This is a genomic window from Klebsiella sp. JB_Kp042, assembly GCF_040065275.1.
Classification (GTDB): Bacteria; Pseudomonadota; Gammaproteobacteria; order Enterobacterales; family Enterobacteriaceae; genus Klebsiella; species Klebsiella quasipneumoniae.
The window spans coordinates 45,384-64,723 of sequence record NZ_JBEAJL010000086.1 but is presented as its reverse complement, the minus strand read 5'-3'; the positions used below and the strand labels follow the sequence as shown (position 1 = coordinate 64,723).

Below are 19,340 nucleotides of genomic sequence, written 5' to 3'. Positions count from 1 at the left end.
TGCGCTTACCGGGCCTACGAGGTATGAGCCTGTGAGAGGACCCCGTAGGCCGGGTCAGGCGCCAGCCGCCACCCGGCATGAAACGGCTCCGTGCCCGCTGTCATCGCCCGGCGGCGCTGCGCTTGCCGGGCCTACGAGGTGTCAGCCTGTGAGAGGGAACTGTAGGCCGGGTAAGGCGCAGCCGCCACCCGGCAATATGGCGGGCATGGCGCCTGAAAGCGTGCCCGGCTGCGTCCCTTTATTCCTGATGGCGGGTGATGTTGAGGATCTTCGCGCTGGCGCCGACCGGGAAATTGCTGAGGGCGCCGAAGTCGCTGCCCTGATAGCCCATGATCTTGCCGTCGGTGCGCATTTGCTGAAGATCGATCAGGATCACCCCCAGCGTCGGAATGATTTTCTCGCGCCAGACAAACAGATAGAGATCCTCCGCCACCAGCACATAGTGGCAGCGGTCGACATCCGCCAGCCCCTTTTCCACGCCGTCCAGACACTGCCAGGCGTAAAAATTATCGTTGAGATAGATGTGCTCATAGCGCTCGGTCGGGCTGTAGGTGTACTGATTGCGCATGCCGACCAGCGCAGGAGTAAAGCCCGGCAGCGGCCCCGGCTGCGTATCCAGGCGGGCGAAGACAAAGCGCGCTTCTACCGCGGTCAGCGGCAGGCCTCGCTCCACCCGGCTGAAGGCGTCCAGCCGCGCGGCGGCTTCGTCCGGCAGCTGGCCATAGACCAGGGTAGCGTTGCGCTGCGTCAGGTTACATACCGCGCTGATGCTGGCGTTATCCCGCTCAGGGTCAAGGAAGTCGATAAACAGAATATCCGGGCGCAGGGCGGTCGCCCGCCAGGGGGCGCGCGTGCCGTTCCAGCTTAGCGTCTGCTCATCTTCGATGATCAGCTGCTGCGGCTCGCTCCCGGCGACATAAAAGGTAAAGCGCTCGCCTGCGGGCAGGCTGGCGGTGGCGAGTACATTACCGTGTGGCGCAAAACCATCGGCCAGCGCGCCGACCTGGATAAATACGGCTTCTGAAGTCATAGGGGCTCCTGAACAGAGTAGGGCGTTAGGCAAACGCCAGAGTGGGAACATCGACGATACTGGCGCCGCCGTCGGCGACCAGCGTAGCGCCGCTGATGATGGCGGCCTGCGGTGAACAGAGAAACTGACAGACCTCGGCTATCTCCTCGGGGCTGGCGGGTCGGCGCAGCGGAACGTCGCGACAGACCCGCTGATACGCCTCAGTCAGCGACAACCCTTCCGCCTGCATCAGCGGGAGCATCTCTTCATCCGCCATCGGCGTGGTGACCCAGCCGGGGCAGACGGCGTTGGCGCGCACCCCCTGCGGGCCGTAATCGCGGGCGACGGAGCGCATCAGGCCGATTAAGGCGTGTTTGGCGGTGACGTAGCCGCAGGCCTGCGGACCGGCGGCCAGCGAGGCGATGGAGGCGACAAACAGCACGTTGCCGCGGCGGGCAATCAGCGAGGGCAGGCAGGCGCGAACGCTGGCGAAGGCGCTGGTGAGATTACCGTCCAGCGCCTCGCGCCACTGGCGGTCGCTGGTATCGGCGGCGGGGCTGTTGCCCATCCCGCCGGCGCTGCAGATGAGGACATCAATACCGCCGGCCTGGTCGAGAATGGCCGGCAGCAGCCGCTGGCGCCACGCCTCGCCGTCGGCGGCATCGCCCATCAGCGCCGTGGCGCCGGTCTCATCGGCGACCGCCCGCAATGGCGCCTCGCGCCGTCCGGTAATAAACACCCGGTCGCCCGCGGCGCGCATCAGCCGCGCGCAGGCGGCGCCAATTCCGGTTCCGCCGCCGGTGATCACCACGACTCTCGCCATTCGCTCTCTCCTGTAATGGGGTTTCCGGTTACCTTAAAAAGCGCGCCAGCTCCCGGCTATCGCCCGGAAGAACGATAGCCGGGTCGGTTAATGGAGCTCGCTCACCGGGATCGCCTGCGGCGCCGGAACCGGCTTCATGGTGGCGGGGTCGACCGCCAGATAGCGTCCGGTCTTGCTGTCGATGCCGACGTAATCGATCATTTTGCCCTGCGCCCGGGTGACCATGGTGCGTCTGGCGAACGCCTCGTAGGCTTCGCTCATCGCTTTGACCCGATCGGGGTGTTGGGCCGCGACGTCATGAGTTTCCAGCGGATCGTCGTGCAGATTAAACAGCTGCCACGGCGCGTCGCCGGCGGTGAAGCCCCGCGGCACCAGCCGCCGCAGCTTCCATTCGCCATCGACCCACGCCGCCTGATGGTGCAGCTCGACGCCGTAGTTTCCGCGCGGCGGCTGCTGCACTTCGCCGGTGAGATAGCGCTTAAAGCTGACGCCAATCATCGGCAGCACCGGCTTCTTCGCCAGCGATTTGTTCGGGTCGATACCGGCGAATTCATACAGGGTCGGCGCCACGTCATACACCGCCATCGTCGAGGCGTCGATTTTACCGTGGCGGGTAATCCCGGGGCCGGCGATCATAAAGTCGGTGTTAATGCCGCCCTGAGCGCTGGTGGTTTTGTGATAGTTGGCGTAAGGGGCGTTGCTGACGTTGGCCCAGTGCGGGCCGTAGGAGACAAACGAGCCTTTGCGGCCAACGTTGTCATAGCTGTTGTCAAACTGTTTCCAGAACTCCGGGGTGGATTCGTAGTAGAAGCCCTGCGCCGGGTTGGCGCCGTTGTCGGTTAAGAACACCAGCAGGGTGTTTTTATCGCGACCGGTTTGCTTCAGCGTTTCCATCAGGGTGCCGATCTGCGCGTCCATATTGGCGATCATCGCCGCGTAGACCTGCATCACTTTCGCGGTATATTTCTGCTGCTCCGGGGTCAGCGCGTCCCACTCTTTATCCAGCTCAAGGTGCGGGAGCGGGGTGTTGTCATGGATAATCCCCAGCGCTTTCAGGCGGGCGATACGCTGGCGATAGACCTCGGCGTAGCCCTGCTCATACTGGCCTTTGAAGCGCTTGATCCATTCGTCAGGCGCCTGCAGCGGGTCGTGCGGGGCGGTAAAGGCCAGCCAGGCGAAGACCGGTTGGTCCTGCGGCGTGTCTTTAATCCAGCTGTTCATCTGCCGGGCGTAGGCCTCGCTGGAGTAGAAATCGTCCGGCAGGGAGACGCGCTCGCCGTCGCGGGTGTAGTAGGTGTGAAACGCTTCAACGGTACCCAGCGGAATAGCGTCGTTAAAATGGCTGGTGCCGCCGCCCATAAAGGCGAAAGCGTGGTTAAAGCCGCGGTCCTTCGGCGTGGCGCCGGGAACAAAACCGAGGTGCCACTTGCCGGCCATCAGAGTGTTATACCCCGCGTCTTTAAAGCGCTCGGCCATGGTGGTGACGCGGTCGGTCAGCCGCAGCTCGTAGCCCTCCTTGCCAATAGTGCTGTCATACCACCACATGCCGCCCATCCCGGCCTGCTGGTTGCTGTTGCCGGTAAGCAGCATGGAGCGCGCCGGGGCCGACATCGGCGAGGTGTAATACTGGCTCATGCGCATCCCCTGCTCGGCCATCGCCTGCAGGTTGGGGGTGGGGATCTCGCCGCCGAAGGGGCTAATGTCCGAGTAGCCCATATCATCGGCGATAATGACGATGACGTTCGGACGCTCCTGCTGCGCGGCGTGCGCGCCGCCGGCGAGGATGACACTGACCGCCGCGGCCATGGCTGTTTTATTCACAACGGATTCTCCTGTTTCAAAGGGATAGCTTCAGAGCAACGGGCTACGCCGGATGCGCGGCCCCGACAAACGCGGCCCCGACAAACGCGGCCCGCCAGGCTTGCAGCCCTTGAAGGTCGCGGGAAAAGGGGCGCACGGGCGCAAGAATTTCGCTAAAGAAGCGGTAGTAGCCGCCGCAGAGGCGGTTGTTGCCCGCGGCGTTGAGATGCGCCGGACAGCCGCCCTGGCAGACCATTTTGACCGCGCAGGTCTGGCATTCGCGGCGCAGGCTTTTCTGCTGACCGAAAGGCAGTTGCACCGAGGCGTCGACCGCGGCGGCGAGCATCTGCTCATCGAGGCGGCCCAGCCGATGTTCGGCGTTGATCAGATGATCGCAGGCGTAGAGCTCTCCGTCGGGCTCCATCACCAGATTGCTGCCGCAGCGGGCGCTGTGCACGCAGCTGCCGCTGGTGTGGGTGAAGTACTGCGCCCACGCCTGCTCGATATTGATGACGAACACCCGCCCCTTGTCGCAGCGCTTCTGCCACTGCCGCCAGATGCCGACCATAAAACGCCCCCAGTTATCGGCGCTCAGCTGATAGCCCTCGCGCAGCGCTGCGCCTTCGCTCATCAGCGGCTGAAACTGCAGATAGCGCGCGCCGAGGCTGACCACCCGGTCATATATCGCCGCTGCGTGCGCCGCCATCTCGTTATGCACCACCACCAGCAGGTTAAACTCCACCTGATGCTGGTGGAGAAGGTCGATGCCGCGCAGCGCCGCCGGCCAGGTGGCCCGGCCGCGTTTATCCGGACGATGCTGGTCCTGTAGCGTTTCGCTGCCTTCGAGGCTCAAGCCGATAATAAAGCGATGCTCGCGAAACAGCCGGCACCAGGCGTCGTTGATCAGCGTGCCGTTGGTCTGCAGGCTGTTGCTGATGGTGACGCCGTCGGGGGCATAACGCGCCTGCAGGGCGAGCGCTTTTTTGTAGAAGCTCAGGCCGGCCAGCAGCGGCTCACCGCCCTGCCAGACAAAGTTGATTTCCCGCGCGCCGGCGGGCTGGGCGGCGATATAGCGGCGGATAAACTGCTCCAGCCGCGCCTCGTCCATCTTGTTGACCGGCGTTTCATCCTGTGGGTAATAGCAGTAGCGGCAGGCGAGATTGCAGGCGGGGCCAATCGGCTTCATCAGAATATGAAACGGCACCGGCGAGCGCGGCTCAGCGGCCAGCGGAATTTGCTGCTGGCGCAGGGCGGCGATATTCAGCATCGGCTTATCCTCGGTTAATGACCGGCGCTGTTGATATTATTTTGGCAACAGCGGGTCAGGCGTAATCACATGATTAAGCCGCGGCGAAAATTAATTGCATCCTGTTAGAGGTATAAGTGAAAAAAAACAGAAATCCATCGTTCTTAAGGATGAGAGAGACGCGTCCGGGATAGGGTTTTTTTATCACCAGGGGTCTGTCCGCCGGGTGTTAATCTTTTTTGTTTATGTTTTAACGCCGCTATCGTAAAGCATGGCAGGTGTGTTTTTTAAATGCTTTATATAACAATGGATTGCTGAAAATTTTGTAACGGCTATCACACTGTTAATATGTTAATGATTGTGTTACTTAAATGTGAAATGTATGCTTCAATAATCGGTAGTCATTCATGTGTCATGTACCAGCACCTCGACGGGGAGGCCCTATCATGTCTGCTTTGTTAAAAGCCAGCCGTAATGATGCGATAATAGCCCGTTGTTTACAGACTATTTCCCAGTTAATTCCACTGTCTTCGGCGGTATTTTATCGAGTAAATAATCGGTTAAAACCCGAAAACTATATATTGCATAATATTTCTGATAATACGCACCAACAATATCTGGAAAACTTCCAGCCGCTGGATCCGTTGCTGCCGTCGCGTTTTAGCCACCAGAACACCACCATGGCGGCGATGACGCCGCGGCTCTGCGACCGCAACCGGCATTATTATCATGAATTTATGTTGCCGAATAATGTACGCGACATGACCGAGATCTTTATTCGCCGCGAGCGGCGGATCGTCGCCGGTATCTCGCTGATGCGCGACGTGCCTTTCTCCAGCGAAGAGCGTCATCGGGCCCAGGCGGTGCTGCCGCTGGTGGAGCTGGCGATCCGCGACTGCCTGCAGGACGAAGATGACCTGCCCGCCATCCTGACGGCCAAAGAGCGGGAAATCGTCGGCATGGTGCGCGAAGGGGCCAGCAATAAGCTGATTGCCCGCCGGCTGGATATCTCGCTCTCGACGGTGAAAACGCACCTGCGCAATATTTTCGCCAAGACCGAAGTGGTCAATCGTACTGAACTCGTTTCCCGAACCTGGATGCCGGCCGCTCAGCGTACGCTGCATCTGTGATCTGACTATCGCATCCCGCGCGCGCCGTGGCAGCACGGCGTTTTCCTGATGCCTGTGGGTATCACTCCCTGGAGACCCCTCCGGGGGGAGGCTTTTTTGACCGGAGCACGCCCTACGATGTCAAGTACCCCTCTCACTGAACATGCGCTTTCCCGGCCCGCCGGGCTGGTTGTGTCCCTGCGTTTGCTGGCGGCGATTGTGATTTTCGCCGCAATTGCGCCGGGTATTCTGATGACCGCGCCGGCGGTGGCGGCGCAGCTGGCCAGCGAATGGCAGCTAAAACCCGGCCAGATCGGCTGGTTGTTCTCGGCGGAACTGGGGGCGATGAGCCTGGCGACGCTGCCGGCGTGGTGGTGGATGAGTCGCCTCGACTGGCGGCGGGTCGCCCTGACGGCCGGGGTCGTGTTTCTGACAGCCAATCTCGCCTCGGCGGCGGTGACCCAGTATGAGACGCTGCTGGCGGTGCGCTTTCTCGCCTCGCAGGCGGGCGGCACGCTGATGATTCTGTGCATCAGCTGCGCGGCGGGAACCTCGAACCCGTCGCGAGTCTATGCCTTCTGGGTGCTTGGGCAACTGCTGCTGGGGATGCTTGGTCTGCTGGTGCTGCCCGGGCTGTTTGCCAGCTTTGGCCTCAAGGTGGTCTATCTGATCCTCGCCGCCATTATGCTCTGCTGCCTGCCGCTGGTGTCGGCTTTCCCGCCGCGCTTTCAACCGTTGTCCGCCTCGCGCCAGCAGCCGCCGACGGCGCTGTGGCGTCAGGCGCTGGCGGTCCTCGCGGTGCTGACCTTCTATATCAGCCTTAGCGCGGTGTGGACCTTTATCGGCACCCTCGGCGCGGCGGCGGGCCTGAGCCCGACGCAGGTCGGCCTGGTGCTGGCGGCGGCGACGGTCTGCGGCATTATCGGCGCGGGGGGCGCGGCCCTGCGCGGCACCCGGCGGGCCGATCGTTTGCCGGTGTGGCTGGGCTACGGCCTGCTGATCCTCAGCGTCGCGCTGCTGATCGGCCAGCCGCTGCTGGCGCGCTACGCCATCGCGGCGCTGCTGTTTAAGTTCACCTGGACCTTCGTGCTGCCCTTTATTCTCGCCCGCGTCGCCGGGCTCGATAACAACGGCCGGCTGATGAACAGCATTAATCTGGTGATCGGCGGTGGCATGGCGACCGGTCCGGCATTAGCCGGGGCTTTACTGCAGCATTTTGCCAGCGCCGATCCGCTGCTGCTGGCGGCAGGGGGCTGCGCACTGCTGTCACTGATTTTGATTGCGGCGGCGTCGGCCGCCGGCAAAGGCTTAGCCAACGGGAGGATAGAGTGAAAAGAAAAACCGGTTTCTTCTTTGATGAACGTTGTTTCTGGCACAGTACCGGTCTGCACGCGGTGACGCTGCCGGTGGGCGGGTGGGTGCAACCGCCCGCCGGCGGCGGTCATGCCGAATCGCCGGAGACCAAACGGCGGATGAAAAACCTGATGGACGTCTCCGGGCTGACGCCGCAGCTGGCGCTGCGCAGCGCGGCGCCGGCAAGCCTTGCGGACCTGCGGCGGATCCATCCCGACAGCTATCTTGAGCGCTTCAAGGCGATAAGCGATAACGGCGGCGGCATGCTGGGCAAAGAGGCGCCGTTGGGGCCGGGCAGTTATGAAATCGCCTGTCTCTCCGCCGGACTGGCCTGCGCGGCGGTGGAAGCGGTGCTGAAGGGCGAGCTGGATAATGCCTATTCGCTGTCGCGGCCGCCTGGACACCACTGCCTGCCGGACCAGTCGATGGGCTTCTGTTTCCTCGCCAATATTCCGATTGCCGTCGAGCGGGCGAAAGCGCTGCTGGGGCTCGGCAAGGTGGCGATCATTGACTGGGACGTTCATCACGGCAACGGCACCCAGCATATCTACCTGCAGCGCGACGACGTGCTGACCATCTCCTTGCATCAGGACGGTTGCTTCCCACCCGGTTATGCCGGTGAGGACGATCGCGGCGCTGGCGCGGGCGAAGGTTACAACATCAATATTCCGCTACTGGCCGGGGCGGGGGACGACAGCTGGCGCTATGCGCTGGAAACCATCGTTATTCCGGCGCTGGCGCGCTTTGAGCCGGAGCTGATTATCATCGCCTGCGGCTATGATGCCAACGCCATGGACCCGCTGGCGCGGATGCAGTTGCACAGCGACAGCTTCCGGGCGATGACCGGGCTGGTGCAGCAGGCGGCGGATCGTCTGTGCGGCGGGAAACTGGTGATGGTGCACGAGGGCGGCTACGCCGAATCCTACGTGCCGTTCTGCGGCCTGGCGGTGATGGAGGCCCTGAGCGGCATTCGCACCGCGGTCCAGGATCCGCTGCTGGAATTTATTCAGCAGCAGCAGCCGCGGGCGGAGTTTGCGCAGTTCCAGAGGCAGGCCATCGATCGGCTGGCGCAACGGTTTGGCCTGCAGTAAACCGGCTCAGCTTCCCCGCTGTGATGGCGGGGAAGAAAATGCTTTCTCATCTACGATTTCACCGCGCATCCACTGACTGACTGCCTGATTGATCATCGCCAGCACGCTGAGCAGCAGCATCCGCTGCTGCGCTTCCAGCCGCAGATAGCGGCGCAGCGGCGGCATTTTACAGACCACTTCGCTGGCGGCCCAGGGTTCAATACTGCAGCGCCAGCCGTTACCGTCAAAGGTCAACGAAAAGCGGCGGTAGTCCAGTTCGCTTAGGGTCTGCTGGAGATTAGGAAACCCGTTGAGATAGCCGGCGAGTTCCTCGCTGCCTTTGCCGCCGATAAAGCGGATCGGCTGGCGTTTCCACCAGCCGGATTGATGGGCGCGAATGTGACCGCGCACGGGCCGGGTGACCGGCCCTGCGACGACAAATTCGCAGCTGTGAATGCTGGCCATAAACAGCCGCTTCTGACGCACGCTGAAGGTGACGGCGGTGGCGTCGTTCAATCGCAGCAGCGCGCTGCGCTCGTTCAGCTTTTCGCAGGGCCAGCCGGCCAGATCGCGCTGCACCGCGTTCATTAACGGCGTCTCAAACCAGGGGACGGAGGACATCTGGCGTCATCTCCCCGCGGGTCTGTTTTTCGTAGTTGTTGATGGCGCGGTCGACCACCTCTTCCACCACCAGCGGCTTGAACGGATTGACGCGCTGTACGCACACCGTCCAGAACAGGGCGTAGGCGGCGGTCAGGCCGAGCATAATGCCGAACGGCACCAGCACCTGGCGGCTGTCCATCCCCGGCGGGGTGATATTGACGATAGCGATGATAATCCCGACGCTGGAGATAATCTGCGGCAGCGGGAACCACGGCGAGCGGTAGGCGCGCGGCAGGTCCGGGCGGCGAATGCGCAGCATCACCACCGACAGAGTAACCAGCAGATAGGCGACGCCCCAGGCGCAGACCGCGGCGAGGATCAGCGGCACGATGCGGTCCAGATCGCCGTTCAGATACCAGGCGTGCAGGCAGGGGATCGCCACCCCGATGGCGATGGCGATCACCGGCGTTTTAAAGCGCGGATGCAGCCAGGTCAGGAAGCGGGGCAGCGCGCCGTCCAGCGCCATACCGTAAATAATGCGCGGTACCGCGGCCATCAGCGTATTGATGGTGGCGCAGCCCGCCAGCAGCAGCCCAACCCCCAGCCAGTACTGGCCGGCGTGGCCCATCACCCGCTCGGCGAAGGCCGGGATCGCCATCGGCGTATCCAGCAGATGGACGTTGTTGGCCGCGTCGAGCACGGTGTTCTCCACCTGGCGGTTGATCGCCGCCCCGTAGATAAACATGCAGCTGGCGACCCCCAGCAGGCCCAGCGCCATCGCTCGCGGAATAGTACGGTGAGCCTGTTTGATCTCCGGCGCCATCGGCGTCACCAGTTCGCAACCGACGAACATAAACATCGCCATGCCGATATAGCCGAACAGGCCATGGATATCGCTGACGTTCAGCGGCGTGCCGAACCAGCCGGAAAGGTGGGTGACCGGCGCCATAAAAATACCGCACAGGCCGAAAATGGTCAGCGTGGTCCACATGCCGAAGGTCAGCACCACTTCGACCTTGCCGAAGATTTCCACGCCGATGGCGTTCAACAGGCCGAAAACCACCACCATGCCGACGCCCACCATCCAGGTGTTCTGGTGAGCGGCCATCTGGGCGTTGATCGATTCGAAGTTCACCAGCGCCATAATGCCGGCCAGGATCGTCTCCGCCGTCCCGGCGAAAATATGCACGATCAGATAGGCGCACAGCGCGCCGGTGATGGCGAAGAAGCGTCCCATGCCGCAGGAGATATAGTCGTACACCGAACCGGTGGTGGGAATGAGCGTCGCCGCCTCGGCAAAGGTGGTGACCTGCGCCTGCATCATAATAAAGGCCAGCAGCACCGCCAGCGCGAAGGTATCACCGCCCATGCCGAAGCCGCTGGTCACCGTCAGGATCACCGGGCTGGCCATAATCAGCCCGACGGAGCTGGCGAGAGTGGTCGGGAAGCCGACGACCCCGCGCTCAAGATGGCTGGCAAGTCTGTTACTAAACATAGTCAACCTCTGCACAATAGTGGGGGAGGGCAGGGAATAGCCAGCGCCACTCCCGGATAGTCATAATTTAGGCGGGCATCCTGCTCAACGAATATCGTCCGGAAGGTGGAGGGCGGCGCATGATTCTGTGACGCCGTCGATGAATGTGCGGGTGGATAAACAACATGACCCCGAAAACCGGGGCCATCCGTCTTGCCACATTGCGCCTGTTTCTGCCGGGTGGCGGCTGGCGCCTGACCCGGCCTGGCGACGGCATTCGTCCTCCCGGCCCGGGCAAGCGCAGCGCCGCCGGGCATGATCAGCGCATTAGCGCGTCTCGACGTTCGCCAGGTAGTGCTTCACAAAGCGCGGCGTCAGGATTTTCCACTCCACTTCGGTACCCTGTTTAACAAACCAGCTGTCGCCCGGCGCAAAGCGCTGCGGCTCGCCGCCGGCGACGGTCAGCTCCACTTCGCCTTCCAGCACGGTGGCGTGTTCGGTAAACGGATAGGTCATGGTAAAGCTCCCCTCAGTGGACGAAAACAGTCCGCAGGTAAAGGCATCCTGCGGCTCGCCGTAGATCATCGCCCCGGCCACCTGCGGGTCGCCGGCGGTCGGCGTCGCGCCGAGCAGGCTGACGCTGCCGATCGGCTGCAGGTCGGGCACCGGGTGTTTAAGTTTAAAAGCGTGCATAGCGTTCTCCTGGTTAACTCCGGCCTTTCCAGAAACCGGCGGTTTGATGCATCAGTTTTCCGGCGGTGACTAATAGCAAGCGCAGGCTGTCACGGCCGTGGATGGTCGCGTGGGGGATGCTGCTCAGCAGACGATAGCGGTCGGAACCGCCGTTGATCCCTTCGGCGAGGATTTTGCACACGATGTGCGACGGGGTGACGCCGAAGCCGGAGTACCCCTGGACGTAAAAGACGTTGTTGTGATCGCGTAGGGTGCCGATCTGCGGGAACAGATTGGCGCTACAGGCCATCGGCCCGCCCCAGGCGAAATCGATCTTCACATCCTTCAAATAGGGGAAGACCTCCGCCAGCAGGGTGCGGTTCCAGGCGGCGAAATCGTTCGGCGTATACTCCACAAAGCGGGTGGCGCTGCCGAACAGCAGGCGGTTTTCCCGGGTGACGCGGTAGTAGTTAATCACCGGGCGAATATCGCTGAAGGCGCCGCGCAGCGGGCTGATGCGCTCGATCAGTTCATCGGAGAGCGGCTCGGTCGATACCTGGTAGGAGTAGGTGACCAGCGTTTTGTTGTAGATCTCCGGCTCCATATTGTTGAGGAAGCTGTCGCAGGCCCACAGCAGTTTGGCGGCTTTGACGCTGCCCATCGCGGTCCGTACCCGCACCTGTTTGCCGTAATTCACCTCCACCACCGGCGAGGATTCGAAGATCTTCACCCCCAGCGAATGGGCGGCCTGCGCCGAGCCGAGGAGCATATTGAGCGAATGGATCTGCCCGCCGCCCATATGTTTCAGCGCGCCGCAGTAGACCTCGGAGCCGACCACCTGCTGCACCTCTTTCCCGGTATACAGTTCGATATCTTCATCCGGGGTGGCGGCCTTAAACTCTTTCTCCCACTGGCGCAGCGTTTTGAGCTGCCGCTGGTTATAGGCGAGGTAGCCGTAGCCGGGGACGAAATCGGCGTCGATGTTGTATTTGCGGATGCGCTCGCGAATGATGCCTGCGCCGAGGTTGGCGATTTTAAACAGCGTCTCCAGCCCCTCTTTGCCGACGTGCTTTTTTACCGCTTCGATATCGTGACCGATACCGGCCATCACCTGGCCGCCGTTGCGCCCGGTGCCGCCGTAGCCGAGATGGCGCGCTTCCAGCACCACCACGTTGGTGATGCCCTGTTCCGCCAGTTCAAGGGCGGTGTTAATGCCGGAGAAGCCGCCGCCGATAATCACCACGTCGGCTTCAATATCTTCCCGCAGCGCCGGAAAATGGAGGTGGTATTTCTTCGTCGCGCCGTAGTAGTTCAGCGCATCGATTTTGATGTTCATCGCGTTACCCTGTGGTCTTGCCTCGCTCAAGTTCCTCATCACAGCACGCCGCGCGGGCGTTGAATATCGTCCGGAAGAATGACGTTCTTTAGAACGATAGGCGGCGGCGGGAAGCCGTGCTGTGATGGGCCAACGTTGCTGAAAAAACGGGTACTGACGATGAGCGAGATAACCTTACTGGCGGAAGTGACCGCCTTTTTACGCCAGCCGCACGGGCAGTTTATCGCCGGTGAGCGAGAGGCGGGCCGCGGCGCGCCGTTTGCGGTGATCAACCCGGCCACCGGGCGGGCGATCGCCGAGGTCACCGCGGCGGATAGCGACCAGGCGGACCGCGCGGTAGAGAGCGCCCGCCAGGCGTTTAGTCAGTGGCGCGAAATGCCGACGCTGGCGCGCGGAACCTTGCTGCTGAAGCTGGCGGATGCCCTGGCTGAGCATCGCGAAGCGCTGGCGCAGCTGGAAAGTCTCTGCTCCGGTAAGACCATCACGCTGGCACGCATGTTAGAGCTGGATCAATCGGTCGCGTTCCTGCGCTACTTCGCCGGCTGGGCGGGGAAAGTCACCGGTGAAACGCTGGATGTCTCGCTGCCATCGATGGCCGGGGAGAAATATACCGCCTTCACCCGCCGCCAGCCGCTGGGGGTGGTGGTGGGCATCGTGCCGTGGAACTTCTCCATCATGATTGCCGTCTGGAAGCTGGCGGCGGCCCTGGTCTGCGGCTGCACCATCGTCCTCAAGCCGAGCGAGTATACGCCGCTGACGCTGCTGCGCGTGGCGGAGCTGGCGAAAGCGGTGGGTATTCCTGACGGGGTGATTAACGTGGTCAACGGCGCCGGCGGCGAGATTGCTCAGCGGCTGATTACCCATCCGGCCTGCGCAAAGGTGAGCTTCACCGGCTCGGTGGCTACCGGCGAGAAAGTCCAGCAGTCGGCTGGCGCTTTCGGTAAACGGGTCACCCTTGAGCTGGGGGGCAAAAACGCCGCGCTGTTTCTTGACGACCTGACGCCGGAGGCGATGGTCAACGGCATTCTTGAAGCCGGCTACCTGAACCAGGGGCAGATTTGCGCAGCCGCGGAGCGCTTTTATCTGCCGCAGGGCAAACTGGATGCGGTGCTGGCGCTGCTGAAAGAAAGACTCAGCGCCTTCGCGCCGGGATCGCCGCTGGATGAACGGACGCTGATGGGGCCGCTGGCCAACCGCCAGCAGTATGACAAAGTTTTGCGGCTCATTCAGACCGCCCGCGACGAGGGCGATACCATCGTCTGCGGCGGCGAAGCCCTGCCGGGGGAGGGCTATTTCCTGCAGCCGACCGCGGTTAAAGTGCGCAGTGAAGAGAGCACCCTGATGCGCGAGGAGACCTTCGGCCCGGTGTGCAGCTTTATCGGCTATCACAGTGAAGACGAGGCGCTGGCGCGGATGAATGCCTCGCCGTATGGCCTGGCGGCCAGCGTCTGGTCGGATAATATTCGTCAGGCGCTACGCTACTCGGAGGTGATTGAGGCCGGCATCGTATGGGTCAATATGCATACCTTCCTCGACCCGGCGGTACCGTTCGGCGGCATGAAGGGCTCGGGCATCGGGCGCGAATTCGGCAGCGCGTTTATCGATGACTACACGGAGCTGAAGTCGGTGATGGTGCGATATTAAGTTTTCCTGACCGGGCTACAGGCGTCTGCGTAGGGCCGGTAAGCGCAGCGCCACCGGGCAAAGAGAGCGGGTAGTCAACCGCGTATGTGCCGGACGACGACGCCTTGCCCGGCCTGGGATCGTGCAAGCGTGGGGGGAATCTAGCCGCCGCCATAGCCCCACGCAACTTGCGACAATCCCCCCTAAGTGATAAAAGGTGCCCCTTCACAAAAACACACAGGGGAACGACGTGAAAGACGCGTCAACGTCGTCGGATGCCGTAGAAGAGAGCGGCCCGACGCTTCATCGCGGTTTACAGAACCGACACATTCAACTTATCGCCCTTGGCGGCGCGATTGGCACCGGCCTGTTTCTCGGCATTGGTCCGGCGATTCAAATGGCTGGCCCGGCGGTTTTGCTGGGCTACGCGGTGGCCGGGATTGTCGCTTTTCTGATCATGCGCCAGCTGGGCGAGATGGTGGTGGAAGAGCCGGTATCCGGCTCCTTTGCCCACTTTGCCTACAAATACTGGGGCCCGTTCGCCGGCTTCCTGTCCGGCTGGAACTACTGGGTGATGTTCGTGCTGGTGGGAATGGCGGAGCTGACCGCCGCCGGGATCTACATGCAGTACTGGCTGCCCGACGTTCCGACCTGGATCTGGGCGGCGGCCTTCTTCCTCATTATTAACGCCGTCAACCTGGTCAACGTGCGCCTGTATGGCGAAGCGGAGTTCTGGTTCGCGCTGATAAAAGTGCTGGCGATTATCGGCATGATTGCCTTTGGCCTGTGGATGCTGTTTGGCGGCCACGGCGGCAGCAAGGCGGGTTTCGATAATCTGTGGAAGCACGGCGGTTTCTTCGCCACCGGCTGGCACGGTCTTATCCTGTCGCTGGCGGTGATCATGTTCTCCTTCGGCGGGCTGGAGCTTATCGGCATCACCGCCGCGGAAGCGCAAAATCCGGAAAAGAGCATTCCGAAAGCGGTCAACCAGGTGGTTTATCGTATCCTGCTGTTCTATATCGGTTCGCTGGTGGTGCTGCTGGCGCTCTACCCGTGGGTGGAGATCAAATCCGACAGCAGCCCGTTTGTGATGATTTTCCATCATCTCGACAGTAACCTGGTGGCGTCCGCGCTGAACTTCGTCATTCTGGTGGCTTCGCTGTCGGTCTATAACAGCGGCGTGTACTCCAACAGCCGGATGCTGTTCGGCCTGTCGGTGCAGGGCAATGCGCCGACCTTCCTCGCCCGCGTCAGCAAGCGCGGCGTGCCGGTGAACTCTCTGCTGCTCTCGGGGATTATCACCTCGCTGGTGGTGGTGCTGAACTACCTGCTGCCGCATGAAGCGCTGGGACTGCTGATGGCCCTGGTGGTGGCGACGCTGCTGCTGAACTGGATCATGATCTGCATGGCGCACCTGAAGTTCCGCGCCGCCCAGCGTCGCAAAGGGCGTGAGTCGAAGTTTAAAGCGCTGCTGGCGCCCGCCAGCAACTACTTCTGCATTGCTTTCCTTGGGCTGATTCTGGCGCTGATGTGCACGATCGACGGGATGCGTCTGTCGGCGATCCTGCTGCCGGTGTGGATCCTGTTCCTGTTTATCGCCTTCAAACTGCTGCGCCGCCCGGCGTAAGCGAGATGCCCCGCCGTCCGGCGGGGCTGCCTGCCTTTTTATTGTGATCCTCTTCGCAGGTGGCGCATTTGCCTGGCGATCTTCTTTTTGTAATCGATTACTTTTGTTTTGAGCGATTTTGTAATCGATTACTTTTCTGAGGGCGAGCAACATGGTCACAACAACAGAAGGTCGGGAAAGTGTCCGCGTGAGCCACCGTTTTCTGGTGCCGCGGCTGTCGTTAATGATGTTTATGCAGTTCTTTATCTGGGGCAGCTGGTCGGTGACCCTGGGGCTGGTGATGACCCGCTATGAGATGTCATTGCTGATCGGCGATGCGTTCTCCGCCGGGCCGATCGCCTCCATCCTGTCTCCCTTTGTGCTGGGGATGCTGGTGGATCGCTTTTTCGCCTCGCAGAAGGTGATGGCGGTGATGCACCTGGCCGGGGCGGCGATCCTGTGGTTTGTCCCCCAGGCGCTGGTGGCGCAGAACGGCGCGCTGCTGATTGGCCTGCTGTTCGGCTATACGCTGTGCTACATGCCGACCCTGGCGCTGACCAACAATATCGCCTTCCACAGCCTGGCTAACGTCGATAAAACCTTTCCGGTGGTCCGCGTGTTCGGCACCATCGGCTGGATTATCGCCGGGATCTGCATCGGGGTGACCGGCATCTCTGACACCACCGGCATCTTCACCCTGGCGGCGCTCTGTTCGGTGGCGCTGGCGATCTATAGCCTGACGCTGCCCCACACCCCGGCGCCGGCCAAAGGCATGCCGGTTCAGTTTCGCGATCTGCTGTGCGCGGACGCCTTCGCGCTGCTGAAAACGCGCCATTTCCTGATTTTTTCCCTCTGCGCCACCTTAATTTCCGTGCCGTTAGGTACCTATTACGCCTATACCGCGTCGTATCTGGCGGATGCCGGCGTTAAGGATGTCAGCACCGCGATGTCCTTCGGCCAGATGTCAGAGATCGTCTTTATGCTGGTGATCCCGCTGCTGTTCCGTCGCCTCGGGGTGAAATACATGCTGCTTATCGGCATGGCGGCGTGGTTTGTGCGCTATGCCTTTTTCGCCCTCGGCGTCAGCGAAGAGGGGCGCTTCCTGCTCTATCTTGGCATTTTGCTGCACGGCGTGTGCTATGACTTTTTCTTTGTCGTCGGCTTTATCTACACCGACCGCGTGGCGGGCGAGAAGGTCAAAGGCCAGGCGCAGAGCATGATTGTGATGTTCACCTACGGGATCGGCATGCTGCTGGGCTCGCAGATCTCCGGCGCGCTGTATAACCATCTGGTGGCCGGGCAGAGCGTGCCGCAGGCCTGGGTGACCTTCTGGTGGATCCCGGCGGTGGCCGCCGCGGTTATCGCGCTGATTTTCCTTTTCTCTTTCCAGTACAACGAGAAAGAGCCGCACTAATTTTTCAGGAGGGGGTATGAAAACGATTAAGGGACCGGGCATTTTTCTGGCGCAGTTTATCGGCCCGCAGGCGCCGTTCAACACGCTGGAGGGGGTGGCGCAGTGGGCCGCCGGCCTGGGGTACAAGGCATTGCAGATCCCCTGCAACCACCCGGCGATTTTCGATGTCGAGCGGGCGGCGGCGAGCCAGACCTACTGCGACGAGGTCAGCGGTGTTCTGGCGGAGCATGGGCTGGCGATCAGCGAGCTGTCCACCCACCTGGAAGGACAGCTGGTGGCGGTGCATCCGGCGTATGACGCGGCGTTTGACGCCTTTGCTCCGGCGGCGCTGCATGGCGATCCGCAGGCGCGCCAGCGCTGGGCGGTGGAGAAGGTCAAGCAGGCGGCGGTGGCCTCCGGTCGCCTGGGGCTGAAGGCCCATGCGACCTTTTCCGGGGCGCTGGCATGGCCCTTTTTTTATCCATGGCCGCCGCACAATCAGCCGCTTCTGGATGAGGCCTTTGCCGAGCTGGCCCGGCGCTGGCGGCCGCTGCTGGACCACTTCGACGAACAGGGCGTCGATGTCTGCTATGAGATCCACCCCGGCGAAGACCTGCATGATGGCGTGACCTTTGAGCGTTTTCTCGCGCGGGTCGATAACCATCCGCGCTGCAATATGCTCTATGACCCGAGCCACCTGCATCTGCAGCAGATGGACTACCTGACCTATATCGATATCTATCATTCGCGTATTAAAGCGTTTCACGTCAAGGACGCCGAATTTCGCCGCAACGGGCGCAATGGCGTCTACGGCGGCTATCAGCCCTGGCAGCAGCGGGCTGGCCGTTTCCGCTCTCCCGGCGACGGGCAGATCGATTTTAAAGGGGTGTTCAGTAAGCTGACCGAATATGATTTTGACGGCTGGGCGGTGCTGGAGTGGGAGTGCTGCCTGAAGGACGCTGAGACCGGCGCGCGCGAGGGCAGCGAGTTTATTCGTCGCCATATCATTCCCGTTGCCGGGCGGGCCTTCGATGACTTTGCCGCCGGCGGGAGGGAATAATATGATTCAGGTCGCGATTATTGGGGCAGGGTTTATTGGTCCGGCGCATCTGGAGGCGCTGCGGCGGCTGGGGGATATCGAGGTGGTGGCGCTGTGCGACAGCAGCCTTGAGGCGGCGCAGCGCAAGGCGCGAGCGCTGAATATTGCCCATGCCTACGACAGCGTGGAGGCGCTGCTGGCCCATCCGGGGCTGCAGGTGGTGCATAACTGTACGCCGAACCATCTGCATGCCCAGATTAACCGGCAGATCCTCGCCGCCGGGCTGCACGTCTTCTCCGAAAAACCGCTGTGTATGACGGCGGAGGAGGCGCGGGAGCTGGTGACGCTTGCCGCCCGGGCCGGCGTGGTGCACGGCGTCAGCTTCGTCTATCGCCAGTTCGCCATGGTCCAGCAGGCGGCGGCGATGATCCGCCATGGCGATGTCGGCAGAATCTTCGCGGCGCACGGCGGCTATTTACAGGACTGGATGCTGCTGGAGACCGACTACAACTGGCGGGTTGATGCGGCGCAGGGCGGCGCGTCGCGAACGGTGGCCGACATCGGCTCCCACTGGTGCGATACCGTGCAGTTTATGACCGGTCGGCGGATTGTCGAGGTGATGGCGGATCTGTCTATCGTCTGGCCGACGCGTAAAGCGCCAGTGAATGGCAAAGCGACCTTCAGCGCCGTTCACGAGGCGCAGGGATATGAAACCCGGCCTGTTGATACCGAGGACTTTGGCTCAGTGCTGTTGCGTTTTGACGATGGCAGCAAAGGCAGCTTTATGGTCTCTCAGGTGAGCGCCGGGCGGAAAAACCGTCTGGCGGTGGAGATTAACGGCAGCCGCTGTTCTCTGGCCTGGGATCAGGAAGTGCCCCAGCGGCTGTGGATTGGCCACCGCGAGCAGCCGGATCGGCAGCTCAGCGACGACCCCAGCCTGCTGCGGCCGGAGATCGCTGACAGCGCCCATTACCCCGGCGGCCATATTGAGGGCTGGCCGGACGCCTTTAAGAATATGATGGGCCATTTTTATCAGGCGGTGCGCGCCGGGAAGATGCCGGAGGCCGGGGCCCGGCGCTTCGCCGCTTTCGACGACGGCGCCGATGTGATGTACATCATCGAGGCGATCGTCAAAAGCCATCAGCAGCAGCGCTGGGTGAGCGTCGAACGCTGAATTCTGGCGG

The 19,340-nt window shown here is 62.0% G+C and carries 16 protein-coding genes; 8 read left to right on the top strand and 8 right to left on the bottom strand.

Features of this window, described 5'->3' with window-relative positions:
• Positions 1 to 238: 238 nt before the first annotated feature.
• The 4 genes from ABLV54_RS15780 to ABLV54_RS15765 form a co-directional block, all read right to left on the bottom strand.
• Positions 239 to 1,030 (bottom strand): MoaF C-terminal domain-containing protein, encoded by a 792-nt coding sequence (locus tag ABLV54_RS15780; protein ID WP_032454905.1) that lies wholly within the window; start codon positions 1,028 to 1,030, stop codon positions 239 to 241.
• A gap of 25 nt (positions 1,031 to 1,055) precedes the next feature.
• On the bottom strand, positions 1,056 to 1,832 hold the full coding sequence (locus ABLV54_RS15775) for an SDR family oxidoreductase (protein WP_049013140.1): 777 nt from the start codon (positions 1,830 to 1,832) through the stop codon (positions 1,056 to 1,058).
• Positions 1,833 to 1,919: 87 nt separating this feature from the next.
• A complete protein-coding gene (locus tag ABLV54_RS15770; protein WP_048296950.1) occupies positions 1,920 to 3,653 on the bottom strand; it encodes an arylsulfatase in 1,734 nt (577 codons plus the stop codon).
• Positions 3,654 to 3,696: 43 nt separating this feature from the next.
• Positions 3,697 to 4,899, bottom strand: coding sequence for an anaerobic sulfatase maturase (locus ABLV54_RS15765; RefSeq protein ID WP_050533032.1), 1,203 nt, complete (start codon positions 4,897 to 4,899; stop codon positions 3,697 to 3,699).
• 425 nt (positions 4,900 to 5,324) lie between these two features.
• On the opposite strand from ABLV54_RS15765, the gene ABLV54_RS15760 reads away from it, so the two are divergent.
• The 3 genes from ABLV54_RS15760 (at position 5,325) to ABLV54_RS15750 (ending at position 8,431) form a co-directional block, all read left to right on the top strand.
• Positions 5,325 to 6,008: a LuxR family transcriptional regulator gene (locus tag ABLV54_RS15760; protein WP_032454931.1), complete on the top strand. Its 684-nt coding sequence runs from the start codon at positions 5,325 to 5,327 to the stop codon at positions 6,006 to 6,008.
• A gap of 117 nt (positions 6,009 to 6,125) precedes the next feature.
• Entirely contained in the window at positions 6,126 to 7,319 is a 1,194-nt protein-coding gene (locus tag ABLV54_RS15755; RefSeq protein WP_248861054.1) for an MFS transporter, read from the top strand.
• Entirely contained in the window at positions 7,316 to 8,431 is a 1,116-nt protein-coding gene (locus ABLV54_RS15750) for a class II histone deacetylase (protein WP_023288712.1), read from the top strand. The genes ABLV54_RS15755 and ABLV54_RS15750 overlap by 4 nt, the downstream gene beginning before the upstream one ends.
• 6 nt (positions 8,432 to 8,437) lie before the next feature.
• On the opposite strand, the gene ABLV54_RS15745 is transcribed toward ABLV54_RS15750, so the two are convergent.
• The 4 genes from ABLV54_RS15745 to ABLV54_RS15730 all read right to left on the bottom strand — a co-directional run bounded on the left by ABLV54_RS15745 (position 8,438) and on the right by ABLV54_RS15730 (position 12,495).
• Complete coding sequence (locus ABLV54_RS15745; protein WP_050533030.1) at positions 8,438 to 9,031, bottom strand: DUF3156 family protein; 594 nt, start codon at positions 9,029 to 9,031, stop codon at positions 8,438 to 8,440.
• The gene (locus tag ABLV54_RS15740; protein ID WP_050533029.1) at positions 9,009 to 10,508 is read right to left on the bottom strand and encodes an APC family permease; all 1,500 of its coding nucleotides are present in this window, start codon (positions 10,506 to 10,508) and stop codon (positions 9,009 to 9,011) included. The genes ABLV54_RS15745 and ABLV54_RS15740 overlap by 23 nt, the downstream gene beginning before the upstream one ends.
• A 306-nt stretch (positions 10,509 to 10,814) precedes the next feature.
• Complete coding sequence (locus ABLV54_RS15735) at positions 10,815 to 11,180, bottom strand: cupin domain-containing protein (RefSeq protein ID WP_002892824.1); 366 nt, start codon at positions 11,178 to 11,180, stop codon at positions 10,815 to 10,817.
• A 13-nt stretch (positions 11,181 to 11,193) separates the two neighbouring features.
• Positions 11,194 to 12,495, bottom strand: a complete 1,302-nt coding sequence (locus tag ABLV54_RS15730) for an FAD-binding oxidoreductase (RefSeq protein WP_023288715.1) — start codon at positions 12,493 to 12,495, stop codon at positions 11,194 to 11,196.
• 159 nt (positions 12,496 to 12,654) lie between these two features.
• Between ABLV54_RS15730 and ABLV54_RS15725 the strand changes: the two genes are divergently transcribed.
• From ABLV54_RS15725 to ABLV54_RS15705, 5 genes are all read left to right on the top strand, one after another.
• The gene (locus ABLV54_RS15725; RefSeq protein WP_050533028.1) at positions 12,655 to 14,139 is read left to right on the top strand and encodes an aldehyde dehydrogenase family protein; all 1,485 of its coding nucleotides are present in this window, start codon (positions 12,655 to 12,657) and stop codon (positions 14,137 to 14,139) included.
• A 229-nt stretch (positions 14,140 to 14,368) separates the two neighbouring features.
• The gene (gene pheP, locus ABLV54_RS15720) at positions 14,369 to 15,745 is read left to right on the top strand and encodes a phenylalanine transporter (RefSeq protein ID WP_023288717.1); all 1,377 of its coding nucleotides are present in this window, start codon (positions 14,369 to 14,371) and stop codon (positions 15,743 to 15,745) included.
• Positions 15,746 to 15,932: 187 nt separating this feature from the next.
• Complete coding sequence (locus tag ABLV54_RS15715; protein ID WP_072096478.1) at positions 15,933 to 17,138, top strand: MFS transporter; 1,206 nt, start codon at positions 15,933 to 15,935, stop codon at positions 17,136 to 17,138.
• 16 nt (positions 17,139 to 17,154) lie between these two features.
• Positions 17,155 to 18,177 carry a sugar phosphate isomerase/epimerase gene (locus ABLV54_RS15710; protein WP_050533027.1) on the top strand — a complete coding sequence of 341 codons (1,023 nt, stop codon included), beginning with the start codon at positions 17,155 to 17,157 and terminating at the stop codon, positions 18,175 to 18,177.
• Between the two features lies 1 nt (position 18,178).
• On the top strand, positions 18,179 to 19,330 hold the full coding sequence (locus ABLV54_RS15705) for a Gfo/Idh/MocA family oxidoreductase (protein ID WP_023288720.1): 1,152 nt from the start codon (positions 18,179 to 18,181) through the stop codon (positions 19,328 to 19,330).
• The last annotated feature ends 10 nt before the right edge of the window (positions 19,331 to 19,340 follow it).